The following is a 15301-nucleotide window of genomic DNA, read 5'->3' as shown; positions in this document are numbered from 1 at the left end:
GCAATTTTGCATCTTTATTTTTACCTGCCGAACTTTATGCTAACGGATGAGCTGGCGTGATCTGCCGCACATTTCATCGTTAGCGACTCATTGGAGCCAGTCTCGATAGGCGGCGATGCCTGATGGGATTCGCTCGATTCTCTATTGTGACTGGACATTAAACATGGCGTCTCACGCAGGAAATACGTGCGCTCCCGCAGCATTGGCTAACGCGGACGCAATCGCAGGAGGCTTCCCGGCCGCCGCTAAATCAGCGGTACAAAGTAATAACGCCGATGTTATTATCCAGGCGCTCGCCGAGCGCGGCATTCAGCATATCTTTTTGGTGCCGGGCAAACTGATTTATCCATTGATTAAGTCCATTGACGAATCCGCGATCGCCGGGATTGTCGCTGCTCATGAAACCGCCTGCGGTTTTATGGCCGACGGTTATGCGCGCGCCAGCGGCAACTTCGGCGTCTGCCTTGGCATCTCCGGGCCGGGCACCATGAATTTCCTGCCGGCAATGGCGGCGGCGCAGGCGGATAAGATCCCGGTGATGTATCTGGCCGGCGGCATCGCCACCTATCATGAAGCGCAGGGCGCGTTCCAGGACGGCAGCAACAGCGGCATCGATGAGCTGACCATTGTCAAACCGCTGCTGAGCAACGCCATCGAGGTGAAACAGCCGCATACGCTGCAGCATGAGCTGCGCCGCAGCCTGTCATGCCTGAACGGCCAGCGGAAAGGGCGTACCTATCTGAGCGTGCCGGTCGATATGCAAAAGCGTCCGGCGGTTGAGCCGCCGGCATCGCGCACGTCGCAGCGCCGTGAAACGGCGATTGACCTGCCGGCGCTGGAGGCGGTGCTGGATAATTATCTGCTGCGCGGCCTGAATATCGCCTGTCTGGCCGGCAATCGGGTGAATAACCCGCAGGACGCCGAACTCCTGCGGCAGGTGGCGGAAAAATACCATCTGCCGGTCGCCACCACGCTCGCAGGGAAGGGCGCATTTCCGGAAGGACATCCGCTGGCGCTGGGCCTGTACGGCTTTGCCGGCCATACCCGGGCGGTGGAGACCATCAACGGCGACGAAGTCGATGTGCTGCTGGTGCTGGGGTGCGATCTCAATCAGCGTGACAGCCTGAACTGGCACCCGAAATTGCACGGCACCAAGACGTTGGTGGTGATTGATGAAGATTTCGATCAAGTCAGCTCGCACTATCAGCCGGACGTGCAGATTTTCTCCAGCCTGAGCGCTTCTCTCCAGTACCTGCTGACGGCGGTTGACGCTGATGACCCGCATCTTGCCTGCGTCAATAAGCTGCGTAATCAGTGGATGGAATACGTCGGCCAACTGCCGCTTGAACAGCGTCAGCCGGACCGGACTGCGCGCATGATGGCGGAGGAAAAACACCTGTACCCCGGCGAAGTGATTGAGCATTTACGCCGCCGCACCGCTGCGGACGCTAATGTGGTGGTGGACTCCGGCGCGCACCGTGTTTTTATGGCGCACCATTGGCAGAGCAGCGGCGTGGGCGATTATCACACTTCCAGCGCCTTGGCACCGATGGGCTGGGCGATTTGCGCCGGAATCGGCATCAAGCTGGCGGCTCCGCAGCGCGACTGCCTGGTGGTGACCGGCGACGGCTGTATGCTGATGCACGGGATGGAAATTCAGACCGCCGCCCGCTACCGCCTGAAAATGACCTTTGTGGTGATGAATAACTGCGCACACGGCGCGATGCATATCGACACGTTACAGCAGAGCGGCGTGGGAGAAGCATACACCGCGCTGCCGTCGCACGACTGGCGGGCGTTTGCCGGCAGTCTGGGCGTGGCCGCCGCCAAGGCCGCCACGCTGGCCGAGCTGGATGATGCACTGGCTGCCGCCGCCGCACATGACGGACCATATCTGATTGAAATGATGGTAGGAAACCATCGGGCGCCCAATCGTTATTATGCCGAGAGCGTTGCTGAATATGAGCAGCGTATCCGGGAACAATAACCGGGAGTGTTCACGCTGTTTTTTTATAAGATTGCGGGGTGATGACAATGATGTATCGATCTGGCGTAATTGCCGCCATGATGGTGGCCTGTACGAATGCGTTGGCGGAAGAGACCCACGGTGAAGGCATTAATAAAGAAACGTTGCTGAAAACCGAAAAATCATGGGAAGGGACGCCTTACGGCCACTATCCGGCCGGCGCGCCGCAGATCACTATCCTGAAGGTGACCGTTGAGCCGAATCGGGTGCTGGCCTGGCATACGCATCCCTGCATCAGCGCGGTGCATATGACCGCGGGCAGCATTTCGCTGACGGTGGCGAAAACCGGCGAGAAGAGAACTTTCCGCCAGGGGGATTCGTTTACCGATACGGTAGATATTGTGCATCAGGGCCAGGCCGGCGCGCAGGGGGCGGAGATGCTGGTGTTTTTTGCCTGTTCGGATAACCGCCCGCTGACCGTCGCCGAAGCTAAATAATCCATCCCGGCGTATAAGCCGGCGATCTGTCCGAACCGCTATTAATGAGGAAGTTATGGTTGCGTTATGGATGTTGGTGGCCAGCGTGTTTTTTGCGCTGATGGGCGCCAGCATAAAACTGGCGTCGGCGAAGGTCGGTTTTTTTGACATTATCTTTTATCGCTCGTTCATCAATGTGCTGATTGTCGCGGCGCTGATAAAGATCAAGAATCTCGGCTTCCGCACCCGGCATCTGGGGCTGCATATGAAGCGTGCGGCGATTGGCAATGCGGCGATGTACTGCGGTTTCTATTCCCTGATTCATTTACCGATCGCCACCGCCACGACGCTGGGTTACACCAACCCGATTTTTCAATCGGTGATTACTTTTGTCACCGCCAAAGGCCAACTGACCGGCAAACTGCTGTTTTCGGTCCTGCTGGGCTTTGTCGGTATTTTGGTGCTGTTGCGGCCGGATATGCCGCACGGCGAGTATGCGGCGACGCTGATCGGCCTGTTGTCCGGCCTGCTGACCGCGCTGGCCTATTTTAACGTGGGCAAACTGGTGCGCACCGGCGAGCCGGAACTGCGGGTGGTGTTCTATTTTTCTCTGGTCGGCACGCTGGTGGGGCTGGTGATGGCCGGCGCCATCGGTTTTGCCGCGTTGGATGCCATTACCTTACTGAATGTCTGCGCAATTGGCGTTTTCGGCAGCCTGGGGCAAATTACCATGACGCGCGCCTACGGCAGCGGCAACCCGGTGATTGTCAGCATTCTTTCTTACAGCACGATTATCTTCTCTACGCTGCTCGGCTATCTAATCTTTGATGAGAAACAGTCGTATATTGCCGCCGTAGGCATGGCGCTGATTATTCTTTCCGGCGGTCTGGCGATTCTGCGGCGCACGCCGGCGAAGGCACGCCAGCCGGCCGCGGCGGGCAGGGGGTAGATCGCTGATAATTTCTCCGATCTCTAATATGGCGCTGCGGGTTATTCGCGCGCCATTTTATTTTTTATAATTTCACTTTTTCTTTTTTCACTTATTTTTAGATTTATTGCTGATAAATAACGGGAAATTTTATTTATCGCTTAGTCCTTTCTCTTATATCCTTATGCATAATTTATCCATCGGCGGGCTAGGTTTCTGAGTGAGTAACAGTAATAATAGATACTTATAAAGTATCCGCCCGATAGCGTTTGATGGTATATGCCCTTAAAGGGCGGTATGCATAATTGAATCACTCTGATGCATTCTTGGCTATTTTGACGGTTATTCCTGAACGGTATGATAAACGCGTTTCCTGATACGTTTTTGTTTTCAGGAGGGTGTGTTTATTACGGCCTTGCGCCGAGAGTTTCAGGAGAATGAGATGTCTGACGGAGTGGCCGTAGAAGAAGCCGCTAAAGTGAATTCGGGTGCGTCGCACTTTGCTATTTTGCTATTTTTGGCGCTGGCGTTAATGTCGGCTTTATTGAATAGCAGTGCGCCGACGCCGCTGTATCCGCTTTATCAACATGAGTTGGGCTTAACGTCAGTCAGTCTGACGATTATTTATGGTGCTTATGCCGGCGGCGTGCTGATTTCGCTGTTCGGCGTGGGCAACATGGCCGGCAAAGTGCGCGATCTGCGCAGTATGATTGTGCCGGCCCTGCTGGTGGTATTAGCCGGCGCGCTGCTGTTCGCCATGGCGGATTCGTTTGTGATGATGTTTATGGCGCGCCTGCTGGCCGGCATCGGCACCGGGGCTTTAACCGGTGCAGCGAACATTGCGCTGGTGCGCTTCGGGCCTAAAGACGGCGGTAAGGTGGCGGCGCTGATTGCTACGCTGTCCTTTACCACCGGCCTGGCGCTGGGGCCGATTTTTAGCGGTCTGGCGTTGCAGACAGGGTTTTACACCACGTCACTGCCGTTTATCATTATTATGGCGGTCGCGGCGGTGGCGGCTCTGGGCGTGATGCTGAAGTGGCCGGGTGAGGCGGCGGTTGCGCCGGCGGGTGATGCATCGGCCAGCGCGGCGACGCCGGCAAAGAGTTCGCTGGCTGACGGCCTGCGGGCCACCGGCATCAAGTTTTATCTCTGCGCCGGCGCGCTGTTTACCTGCTGGGCGGTGGCCGCCAGTATTCTGGCGATTGGTCCGAACGTAGCGGAAAAACTGCTGAATATGCACAGCCGCGGTATGTATGGCTATGTGATTGCGGTCTATCTGGTGATTGCCGGCATCAGCCAGATTCTGAGCCGCCGGATTAACGCTCGCCACTCGCTGATGTTTGGCTGTCTGGCGCAGGCGCTGTCGGTGGTGGTGTTTGCCGAAGCGATTCAGATCCACTCGCTGGGTCTGGCCGCTGCCGGAATGGTAATTGCCGGCTATGCTTATGGTGCGATTTTTGTCGGCAGCGCGACGCTGGTGAATCTGATTTCACCAAAATCCAGCCATGCGCGACTGATTTCGCTGTTTTATGTGATTGCTTATATCGCCAACTGGGTGCCTATCCTGTTGGGGGTAGTTATCGACCATGCCAGCCTGCAGCTGGCGGTCAACTTACTGTTTATGGTCAGTGCAGTGGTATGTCTCGTTTTGGGACTGCTGGTGACGCGAGCGGGGTTCCCGCGCTAAACGTGCGTTAACCGCATACTGTACGACCGATGATTTCCCTGGTGTTGTTGTGTGTCATTTCCAGCGTGCTTGCACGCTGGTTTTTTTTTGCCTTTTTCCTGCCGCTGCGTGCCTTGCCATCCGCCGCTTATTACATGCGTTTGCTGATCGCGATCATATACAGCCGGGTGCTTTTCGGTAAACTGCACGCTTCTTTTTTACCAGGGTCGGTATTATGAATGTACTTGTTGCCATTGCCGTTACCACCGGCATTCTTTCTGGCATCTGGGGCTGGGTTGCGGTCAGTCTCGGGTTGATTAGCTGGGCGGGCTTTTTGGGCTGCACGGCCTATTTCGCCTGTCCGCAGGGCGGCGTAAAGGGATTGTTAGTCAGCACGCTGACCTGCTGCAGCGGCGTTTTCTGGGCGATGCTGATTATTCACGGCAGCGCGCTTGAGCCGGCCTGGAGCCTGCTCGGCTATGTGTTGACCGGCGTGGTGGCGTTTCTGATGTGTATCCAGGCCTGGCAGCAGTGGCTCAATTTTGTGCCGGGGACCTTTATCGGCGCCTGCGCCACCTTCGCCGGTGGCGGCGAGTGGCGTCTGGTGACGCTGTCGCTGCTGGTGGGGCTATTGTTCGGCTTTGCGATGAAAAACAGCGGCCTGTGGTTGGCGGCGCGTGGGCGGCGGGCGGCGTTACGCTCGACCTCGGCGACGGGAGACGCCTGAAGAAGAGCACGCGTCAGCCGTTAACATCTGGCAAGCGCCGGGAATTGTTGTCTATAGTGTAGAGACGGCGAACCGCTATGCCGTACGGATTTCGGCACGGCGCTGAAATCCGGCGGCGACAACAATGGAGAACGGTGAAATGACAAGATATACGGACGAAAGTCGTACCACCCTTGATGACGATCTGCGCATGCTCAGCGATACCCTGCAGGAAGTATTGGACTATTCGGGCGACCGCGCCGATCAGGCTTATGTGGATATTAAGAGCCATGCGGAGCAGGCGCTGAAAGAAGTAAAGTCTCGCTTGAGCGGCGCTTCCGAGGGATATTATGCGCGCGCCAAAGAGGCGGTGCATCGCACCGACGATTATGTGCGTGATAATCCCTGGCATAGCGTGGGCATCGGCGCGACGATTGGTCTCGTCTTCGGGCTATTGCTGGCCCGGAAGTAAACCATTGTGCTGATAGGCGGCCGCAATGCGGCCGCCTGCCATTTCACTTTTCCCGCCGCCGCTTCTGTCTCACCTTTGGCCGCGGGGCTTTATTTTTCCGACTCTCTGGCGGTTTTACCGTATAATCCCCCACATTTCGTTTGGTTAATGAGGTGGCGGTGGAACATATCTCAGCATTGTTGCAGCAGTTGCGCCAGCGGCTGGCGCAGCCTTCCTCGGACGCCGCTGGCTTCCGGCAGATTTCCCTCCCCGTGAGCGACGCGCTCAGCGACGATTTGCTGGCATGGTTGGCGGCGCAATCCACTTTCCCGCAGTTTTACTGGCGCCATCGGGATGAGCAGGAAGAGGCGGCGGTGTGCGGCGCGCTGCGGCAGTTCAGTGATGTGGCCGCCGCGCAGGCGTTTATTGCGGCGAACCCTGCGGCGCGCGTCTGGGGGTTAACGGCATTTGACGGCCCGTCCTACCTGTTTTTACCACGGCTGGCGTGGCTGAGACGTGATAATTGCACGAGTTTGACGCTTAACCTGTTTACGGAAAACGCATCAGCAACGGCTGATTGGTTGGCGACACTGGCGCCGGCGACGCCGATTGCTCCGCTGCGGACGACGGTTGAGGCGGTAGAGCATCGTCCCGATGCCGCCGGTTGGGCGCAGATGCTGCAGCAGGCGCTGACGGCGATCGCCGCAGGGCGGCTGGAGAAGGTGGTGCTGGCGCGCAACAGCCGGTTGACGCTGACGCAGCCGCCGTCCGCCCCCGCGCTGATGGCGGCCAGCCGGCGGGTTAATCACCGCTGCTACCACTTTATGCTGCGCTTTAGCGCACGTTCGGCCTTCCTCGGCTCCAGCCCGGAACGGCTCTATCTGCGTGACGGACGACATTTGCTGACCGAGGCGCTGGCCGGCACGGTTGCTAATGACGGCGATGATGTTCGGGCGCAGCGGCTGGCGCAGTGGTTGCTGGACGATCGGAAGAATCAGCATGAAAACCTGCTGGTAGTGGATGATATTTGCCAGCGCCTGCAGGGCGGCGTCAGCGCGCTGGACGTGCAGCCGCCGGAAGTGCTGCGTTTGCGTAAGGTGCAGCATCTGCGCCGACGCATCTCCGGGCAGTTGCAGGCGGCGGATGATGCGGATTGCCTGCAGCGTCTGCAGCCGACGGCGGCGGTTGCAGGCCTGCCGCGCCGGGCAGCCCGGGTATTTATCGCCGCCCATGAGCCGGTGACGCGCGGCTGGTACGCCGGCTGCGCCGGGTATCTGTCCGCCGGGCGCGCTGAGTTTTGCGTTGCGCTGCGTTCCTGCCAGATTGACGACGATAGCCTGCAGCTGTATGCCGGCGCCGGCATCGTCAGCGGTTCGGACCCACAGCAGGAGTGGCGGGAGCTGGACAACAAGGCGGCGGCGCTGCGCAGTCTGCTGCAGCCGGAGTCAACGGCTGCAGATGCTGCTGATTAACTGCGCGTATCTCTCCTAAATAATTCGAGTGACAGGATAGCGGCAAGGAAAGGGAGCCTGATGGGGGCTGTTACAGGTAAGTGATTCAGGGACTGAGTACAGTCAACGCGGCTGTAACTTGAAGTGTGGCGGCTATAAATCCCTAAAATTGATCGGCGGGGGGATTGGCCGCATTTCCTGCTGCCGGGATATCGCGTGTTTTTGCGCTGGCGCAAGAGTTGCCAGGATAACTACTCATATAATTCTTGTTAATGACTTTTAGTGAATCAGACAGCGATGGCTATATCCCCGGCCGATTGCTTTGACTTGTGAGCCAACTATGTCGACAAGTGTCTTTAACCGCCGTTGGGCGGCGTTGTTGTTGGAGGCGGTGTCCCGCCACGGCGTACGACATGTGTGTATTGCCCCGGGCTCACGCTCTACGCCGCTGACGCTGGCGGCGGCAGCCAATCCTGCTTTTATTTGCCATACCCATTTTGATGAACGCGGGCTGGGCCATCTGGCGCTTGGGCTGGCGAAGGCCGCTCGCGAGCCGGTGGCGGTGATCGTTACCTCCGGCACTGCAGCCGCTAACCTGTATCCGGCGCTGATTGAAGCTGGGCTGACGGGGGAGCGGCTGGTGTTTCTCACCGCCGACCGGCCGCCGGAGCTGATCGACTGCGGCGCCAATCAGGCGATTCGCCAGCGCGGCCTGTATGCCTCCCATCCGACCCTCAGTATTGACTTACCACGGCCAACGCCGGATATCCCCGCCAGTTGGCTGGTTTCTACCGTCGACGATGCGATGGCGCGGCTGTCGCACGGCGCGCTACATATTAACTGTCCGTTTGCCGAGCCGCTGTATGGCGGCGACGAGCAGCACTATGCCGGCTGGTCTGCAGAGCTTGGAGACTGGTGGACAGGCAATCAGCCGTGGCTGCGCGAGATGGATACGCACCAGGTGCCGCTACAGCCGGACTGGTTCTTCTGGCGGCAAAAGCGCGGCGTGGTGGTGGCCGGGCGTATCAGCGCCGAAGAGGGCGCTCAGCTGGCGCAGTGGGCGGCGACGCTGGGCTGGCCGCTGATTGGCGACGTACTGTCGCAGACCGGCCAGCCGCTGCCCTGCGCCGACCTGTGGCTGGCGCAGCCGCGGGCTCGCCAAGTACTGGACAATGCGCAGCTGGTGATTCAGTTCGGCGGCAGTCTGACGGGAAAACGCCTGCTGCAGTGGCAGGCGAGCTGTCAGCCGGAGGAGTACTGGCTGATTGACGCTCTGCCGGGGCGGCTCGATCCGGCGCATCATCGCGGCCGACGTATTTGTGCTGCGGTCAGTGACTGGCTGGCGCAGCATCCGGCGCAGCCGCGTACGCCCTGGGCCGTTGAGTTGCCTGCATTGGCGCACGACGCGTTCGAGACGGTGGCGGGCGACGTTTATCACCGCTTCGGCGAAGCGCAACTGGCGCATCGCCTGCCGGAGCTATTGCCGCAGAACGGGCAGCTGTTTTTGGGCAACAGTCTGGTGGTGCGGCTGGTTGACGCGCTGGCGCAGTTGCCTGCCGGCTATCCGGTGTTCAGCAACCGCGGCGCCAGCGGCATCGACGGCCTGATTTCCACCGCCGCCGGCGTACAGCGCGCCGGCGCCAAACCCACGCTGGCGCTGGTGGGCGATTTATCCGCGCTGTATGACCTGAACTCACTGGCGTTGCTGCGTCAATGCTCGGTGCCGACGCTGCTTGTGGTGGTGAATAACAACGGCGGACAAATTTTTTCGCTGCTGCCGACGCCGGAAGAGGAAAGAGAACGTTTTTACTGTATGCCGCAGGCGGTGGACTTTAGCCATGCCGCCGCCATGTTCCAACTGGCGTATGCGCAGGTTAGCGACTGGGAAGCGCTGCAACAGGCGGTTGAGCGCGGCTGGCGTCATCGCGGCGCGACGCTGATTGAGCTGCAGGTCACGCCTGCCGCAGGGGCGGAAACCTTGCAGCGCCTGCTGGCGCAGATGGCGGCGCGCTGATGCTGGCCGCACGCATACTGCAGCAGGGCGAGCGCCAGCGTCCGTGGCTGGTTTGGCTGCATGGCCTGCTGGGCAACAATAATGAGTGGCGGGTGATCGCTGCCCGCTGCGCGCAATGGCCGTCGCTGGCCATCGATCTGCCGGGGCATGGCGAATCGGTCGGTCAGCGCTGCCATAGCTTTGCCGAGGTCAGCCGCCAGATTGGCGCTACGCTGCGGCAGCATAAGATTGAGCGTTACTGGCTGGTGGGGTATTCGCTGGGCGGACGCATTGCCATGTATCACGCCTGCTACGGCGAAACGACCGGTTTGCAGGGGCTGGTGATTGAAGGCGGCAATCCGGGGCTGACCAGCGATGAACTGCGCCGTCAGCGTTGTGAGCACGACGCCCGCTGGGCGGCGCGTTTCCGCAGCGAACCGCTGCCGCAGGTGCTGGCGGACTGGTATCGGCAACCGGTGTTTCACGAACTGAGCGCGCCTCATCGCGAGGCGCTGATTGAAGCGCGCTCGCTCAATGACGCTCCGGCGGTGGCGGCGATGCTGGAGGCCACCTCGCTGGGGCGTCAGCCCTGGCTGGCGCCGCAGTTACGGCGGCTGCAACTGCCGAAACTGGTGTTGTGCGGTGCCGACGACGACAAATTTCAAGTGCTGACGCGCACGGCCGGTCTGCCGCTGCGCACCGTCGCGCAGGCCGGGCACAATGCACATCTGGCCAATCCGCGCGCGTTTGCCGCGCAGCTGAATGATTTTCTTGTTAATCCTGCTTAAAGGAATCGAACATGCTTTATCCGAATGAAGAACACCTGTACGCCGCCATCGACTGGCAAGACTGCAGCGGCGATTTCAGCGATATCCTGTATCACAAGTCACACGACGGCATCGCGAAAATCACCATCAACCGCCCGCAGGTGCGCAACGCTTTCCGTCCGCAGACGGTAAAAGAGATGATTGAGGCGCTCAGCAATGCGCGTTACGACGACGACATCGGCGTGATTATCCTGACCGGCGCGGGGGACAAGGCGTTCTGCTCCGGCGGCGATCAGAAGGTGCGCGGCGACTACGGCGGCTATCAGGACGACAGCGGCGTGCACCACCTGAACGTGCTCGATTTTCAGCGCCAGATCCGCACCTGCCCGAAACCGGTGGTGGCGATGGTGGCGGGCTATTCGATCGGCGGCGGTCACGTGTTGCATATGATGTGCGATCTGACCATTGCGGCGGACAACGCGATATTCGGCCAGACCGGCCCGAAAGTCGGCTCCTTTGACGGTGGCTGGGGCGCTTCCTATATGGCGCGCATTGTCGGCCAGAAAAAGGCGCGGGAAATCTGGTTCCTGTGCCGTCAGTATGACGCGCAGGCGGCGCTGGATATGGGGCTGGTCAATACCGTGGTGCCGCTGGCCGAGCTGGAAAGAGAGACGGTGCGCTGGTGCCGCGAGATGCTGCAGAACAGCCCGATGGCGCTGCGCTGTCTGAAGGCGGCGCTGAATGCCGACTGCGACGGCCAGGCCGGTCTGCAGGAGCTGGCGGGCAATGCCACCATGCTGTTCTATATGACCGACGAAGGGCAGGAAGGACGTAATGCGTTCAACGAAAAGCGCCAGCCTGACTTCAGCAAATTCAAGCGTAATCCGTAATGACGGCCCCTGAGCGTAGTGCCGGCGTTTACCGCTATTGCCTGCCGATGGAGGCGGGCGTGGTGCTGCGTCACCAGCGGCTGAAAACGCGCGACGGGCTGTTGGTGCATCTGCAGCAGGGCGAACGCAGCGGCTGGGGCGAGATCGCGCCGCTGCCGGAATTCAGCCGCGAGACGCTGGAGCAGGCGCAGCAGGCGCTGCTGGCCTGGTTGCCAGGCTGGCTGGGCGGCGATTTACCGGCCGAGAGCGGGTTGCCGTCGGTGGCGTTCGGCGTCAGCTGCGCGCTGGCGGAGTGCGGGCAGCAGTTGCCGGCCGACGCCGATTACCGCAAGGCGCCGCTGTGCACCGGCGACCCCGATGCGCTGTTTGCCGAACTGGCGGCGCTGCCGGGCGACAAGATCGCCAAGGTGAAGGTCGGGCTGTATGAAGCGGTACGTGACGGCATGGTGGTCAATATGCTGCTGGAGGCGCTGCCGGATTTGCGTCTGCGACTGGACGCCAACCGCAGCTGGACGCCGTCGCGGGCCGCCGGCTTCGCCAAATACGTCAACCCGGCGTGGCGCAAGCGCATCGCGTTTATTGAAGAGCCCTGCAAAACCCGCGCAGAGTCGCGTGCCTTTGCGCAGGAGAGCGGCATCGCCATCGCCTGGGATGAAAGCGTGCGCGAGGCGGGTTTTGTGGTACAGGCCGAGCCGGGCGTGGCGGCCATCGTGATAAAACCGACGCTGACCGGCAGCCTGAACCGCTGCCGCGCGTTGATTCAGCAGGCGCATCAGGCCGGGCTGACGGCGGTGATCAGCTCCAGCATTGAGTCCAGCCTGGGGTTGACCCAACTGGCGCGGATGGCGCATTGGCTGACGCCGGATACCGTACCGGGGCTGGATACGCTGGGGCTGATGCAGGCGCAACTGCTGCGGCGCTGGCCGGGCAGCCCGCTGCCGCTGCTGGAGACGGATGCGCTGGAGTGCGTATGGCGCAGTTGAACGACTGGCCGTGGCGTTACTGGGCGCGGCAGCGGCCGGCGGACACCGCGCTGACGGTGGGCCAGGAGGCGATAAGCTGGCGGCAGCTGCGCCAGCAGATCGATGCGCTGACGGCGGGCTTTCAGCATCAGGGCGTGACGCCGGGCTGCGGCGTGGTGCTGTGCGGTAAGAATGATTATCCGCTGCTGCTGGCCTATCTGGCGCTGCTGCAGTGCGGCGCCCGGCTGCTGACGCTCAATCCGGCGCTGCCGTCGCGGACGCTGGAGGCGCTGCTGCCGGCGCTGGATATCCGGTTCGCCGTAGCGCCGGACGGGACGCCGGCGGGAATAAGCGGGGTGCCGGTGCTGGACGCCGATGCGGCCGACGGCGGCGAACCGCGCGACATCGGCTGGCAACCCCAACGCCTGGCGACGCTGACGTTGACCTCCGGCTCCAGCGGTCTGCCCAAGGCCGCGGCGCACAGCTGCGCCGGGCATCTGGCCAGCGCGGAAGGAGTGCTGCAGCTGATGGCGTTTCAGCCCGGCGACAGCTGGCTGCTGTCGCTGCCGCTGTATCATGTTTCCGGGCAGGGCATCATCTGGCGCTGGCTGGCGGCGGGGGCGCAGCTGGTGGTGCGTGCCGGAATGCCGTTGGCGCAGGCGCTGGCCGGCTGCAGCCACGCGTCGCTGGTGCCGACTCAGCTGTGGCGTTTGCTCAGTCAGCCGCAGGCATCACTGGCGCTGAAAGCGGTGCTGCTTGGCGGCGCAATGATCCCGGTCTCCCTGACGGAGCAGGCGGAGGCCAAAGGCATCCGCTGCTGGTGCGGCTACGGCCTGACCGAATTTGCCTCGACGGTGTGCGCCAAGCGTGCCGATGCGCTGCCGGGCGTCGGTTTGCCGTTGGCAGGGCGGGAAATCAGGCTGGTGGATGAAGAAGTGTGGATCCGCGCGGCGAGCATGGCGCTGGGATACTGGCGCGACGGCCGGCTGCAGCCGATTGGCGATGCGCAGGGCTGGTTCCACAGCCGCGATCGCGGCGTGATGGCGCAGGGCGAGCTGCGTATTATCGGGCGCCTGGATAATCTGTTTTTCAGCGGCGGCGAGGGCGTGCAGCCGGAGGATGTGGAGCGGGTGTTGGTGGCGCATCCGCAAATCTCGCAGGTGTTCGTGGTGCCGGTGGATGACGCCGAGTTCGGTCAGCGTCCGGCAGTGGTGATTGAAGGGGACGGCGCGCTGTCGCTGGAAGCGCTGCTGCTGTGGGCGCAGGATCGGCTGGCGAATTTCCAGCGGCCCGTGGCGCTGTGGCATTTGCCGGAGCAGTTAAAAAGCGGTGGCATCAAGATTGCGCGACGGCAGGTGCAGGAGTGGGCCAGCCGACAGTGGCGGGTGGCGAGTCAATAAGGGGCCGGATAGAAACGGCCCCTGAGGTTGTATTACCTTTTATTTCAGACCCAGCGCCTTGGCGACGCCGGCGCCATAGTCCGGATGGACGCGGGTGAACAGGTCGACCTGACGACGCTGGATAGCCTCGGGCACCTGCGACAGCTCACCGGCGATGCGGGTGAACATCCGCTGATGCTCTTCGGCGCTTAACAACTCAAACAGCGCGCGCGGCTGGCTGTAGTAATCATCGTCTTCGCGGTGGTTCCAGTGGTCGGCCGCACCCTCAATGCTCAATGGCGGTTCGCTGAAATCCGGCTGCTCCTGATACAGGCCGAAGCTGTTCGGCTCATAGGTGGCGCCGTTGCCGCTGTTGCCGTCCACGCGCATGGCGCCGTCGCGGTGGTAGTTATGGAACGGGCATTTGGCGGCATTGACCGGGATCTGGTGATGATTAACGCCCAGGCGGTAGCGGTGCGCATCGCCATAAGAGAACAGGCGGCCCTGCAGCATTTTATCCGGCGAGAAACCGATGCCGGGCACCACGTTGGCCGGGTTCATCGCTACCTGCTCAACCTCGGAGAAATAGTTGTCCGGGTTGCGGTTCAGCTCGAAGAAACCGACGTCGAGCAGCGGGTAGTCGGCGTGCGGCCACACCTTGGTCAGATCGAAGGGGTTATACGGCGTTTGCGACGCCTCATGTTCCGGCATGATCTGCACCTGCAGCTTCCAACGCGGGAAGTCGCCGCGCTCGATCGCCTCGAACAGATCGCGCTGTGAGCTTTCACGATCTTTGGCGATGATCGCTTCGGCCTGATCGTCCATCAAATTCTCAATGCCCTGTTCGCAGCGGAAGTGGAATTTCACCCAGAAACGCTGGTTGTCGGCATTGATCAGGCTGAACGTATGGCTGCCGAAACCGTGCATATGGCGATAGGACTTCGGCAACCCGCGGTCGCTGAAGTCGATGGTCAACTGGTGCAGCGACTCCGGCAGGTGGGAGAAGAAGTCCCACTTGTAAACCGGGTTGCGCAGGTTAGTGCGCGGATCGCGTTTGACCACGTGGTTGAGATCGGGGAATTTCAGCGGATCGCGCAGGTAAAATACCGGCGTGTCGTTGCCCACCAGATCCCAGTTGCCTTCCTCGGTATAGAACTTCATGGCAAAGCCGCGGATATCGCGCTCGGCATCGGCCGCGCCGCGTTCGCCGGCCACGGTGGAGAAGCGCACGAACATCTCGGTCTGTTTGCCGATCTCAGAGAAGATCTTGGCGCGCGTGTACTGGCTGATGTCATGGGTGACGGTAAAGGTGCCGTAAGCGCCGGAACCTTTGGCGTGCATACGGCGTTCCGGGATGACTTCCCGGTCAAAGTGGGCGAGTTTCTCCAGAAACCAGACGTCCTGCAGCAGCATTGGGCCGCGTTTGCCTGCGGTGATGACATTATTATTATCCACAACCGGCGCGCCGGCCGTGGTCGTCAATCCTTTCTTGCTCATCCTATGCTCCTTGATATAGCAGTTAAATGTGATAGCGCATACTCGGGTGACTCAGCGTTCACGGTGTTTACCTGCGGAGCGGATTGTCGTTCCGCGTCGGTAAAGCACTATTATTTGTAGACCTATTAATCCGCAGCGGCAAATAGGTCTGAGTTATTGTTGCCGGTAA

Annotated in this window: 14 protein-coding genes; 13 read left to right on the top strand and 1 reads right to left on the bottom strand. The window is 60.8% G+C overall.

Annotated elements, in window-relative coordinates:
- Positions 1–163: 163 nt before the first annotated feature.
- The 13 genes from CLM71_RS16365 (at position 164) to menE (ending at position 13656) form a co-directional block, all read left to right on the top strand.
- Positions 164–1987: a thiamine pyrophosphate-binding protein gene (locus CLM71_RS16365; protein ID WP_172606269.1), complete on the top strand. Its 1824-nt coding sequence runs from the start codon at positions 164–166 to the stop codon at positions 1985–1987.
- A gap of 47 nt (positions 1988–2034) precedes the next feature.
- On the top strand, positions 2035–2463 hold the full coding sequence (locus CLM71_RS16360; RefSeq protein ID WP_234008591.1) for a cupin domain-containing protein: 429 nt from the start codon (positions 2035–2037) through the stop codon (positions 2461–2463).
- A 55-nt stretch (positions 2464–2518) separates the two neighbouring features.
- Complete coding sequence (locus tag CLM71_RS16355) at positions 2519–3391, top strand: DMT family transporter (RefSeq protein ID WP_105231923.1); 873 nt, start codon at positions 2519–2521, stop codon at positions 3389–3391.
- A gap of 421 nt (positions 3392–3812) precedes the next feature.
- On the top strand, positions 3813–5057 hold the full coding sequence (locus tag CLM71_RS16350; protein WP_105231922.1) for an MFS transporter: 1245 nt from the start codon (positions 3813–3815) through the stop codon (positions 5055–5057).
- A gap of 29 nt (positions 5058–5086) precedes the next feature.
- Positions 5087–5275, top strand: a complete 189-nt coding sequence (locus CLM71_RS16345; RefSeq protein ID WP_105231921.1) for a hypothetical protein — start codon at positions 5087–5089, stop codon at positions 5273–5275.
- A complete protein-coding gene (locus CLM71_RS16340; protein ID WP_105231920.1) occupies positions 5272–5763 on the top strand; it encodes a DUF1097 domain-containing protein in 492 nt (163 codons plus the stop codon). Before CLM71_RS16345 ends, CLM71_RS16340 begins: the two co-directional genes overlap by 4 nt.
- 139 nt (positions 5764–5902) lie before the next feature.
- Positions 5903–6214 carry a stress response protein ElaB gene (elaB, locus tag CLM71_RS16335; RefSeq protein WP_105233449.1) on the top strand — a complete coding sequence of 104 codons (312 nt, stop codon included), beginning with the start codon at positions 5903–5905 and terminating at the stop codon, positions 6212–6214.
- 158 nt (positions 6215–6372) lie between these two features.
- Positions 6373–7665, top strand: a complete 1293-nt coding sequence (menF, locus tag CLM71_RS16330) for an isochorismate synthase MenF (protein WP_105233447.1) — start codon at positions 6373–6375, stop codon at positions 7663–7665.
- 319 nt (positions 7666–7984) lie between these two features.
- The gene (gene menD / locus CLM71_RS16325; RefSeq protein WP_105231919.1) at positions 7985–9658 is read left to right on the top strand and encodes a 2-succinyl-5-enolpyruvyl-6-hydroxy-3-cyclohexene-1-carboxylic-acid synthase; all 1674 of its coding nucleotides are present in this window, start codon (positions 7985–7987) and stop codon (positions 9656–9658) included.
- Positions 9658–10425 carry a 2-succinyl-6-hydroxy-2,4-cyclohexadiene-1-carboxylate synthase gene (menH, locus tag CLM71_RS16320; RefSeq protein WP_105231918.1) on the top strand — a complete coding sequence of 256 codons (768 nt, stop codon included), beginning with the start codon at positions 9658–9660 and terminating at the stop codon, positions 10423–10425. The genes menD and menH overlap by 1 nt, the downstream gene beginning before the upstream one ends.
- Positions 10426–10436: 11 nt before the next feature.
- Positions 10437–11294 (top strand): 1,4-dihydroxy-2-naphthoyl-CoA synthase, encoded by an 858-nt coding sequence (gene menB, locus CLM71_RS16315; protein ID WP_105231917.1) that lies wholly within the window; start codon positions 10437–10439, stop codon positions 11292–11294.
- On the top strand, positions 11294–12277 hold the full coding sequence (gene menC, locus CLM71_RS16310; protein WP_105231916.1) for an o-succinylbenzoate synthase: 984 nt from the start codon (positions 11294–11296) through the stop codon (positions 12275–12277). The genes menB and menC overlap by 1 nt, the downstream gene beginning before the upstream one ends.
- On the top strand, positions 12265–13656 hold the full coding sequence (gene menE, locus CLM71_RS16305) for an o-succinylbenzoate--CoA ligase (RefSeq protein WP_105231915.1): 1392 nt from the start codon (positions 12265–12267) through the stop codon (positions 13654–13656). Before menC ends, menE begins: the two co-directional genes overlap by 13 nt.
- Positions 13657–13695: 39 nt before the next feature.
- Here the strand turns inward: menE and katA are convergent, their stop codons facing one another.
- The gene (gene katA / locus CLM71_RS16300) at positions 13696–15132 is read right to left on the bottom strand and encodes a catalase KatA (RefSeq protein ID WP_105231914.1); all 1437 of its coding nucleotides are present in this window, start codon (positions 15130–15132) and stop codon (positions 13696–13698) included.
- Between the last annotated feature and the right edge of the window lie 169 nt (positions 15133–15301).

Source organism: Serratia sp. MYb239, from assembly GCF_002966855.1.
In the GTDB taxonomy this organism is placed as follows: domain Bacteria; phylum Pseudomonadota; class Gammaproteobacteria; order Enterobacterales; family Enterobacteriaceae; genus Serratia_B; species Serratia_B rhizosphaerae.
This window is presented reverse-complemented; position numbering and strand designations above follow the sequence as displayed.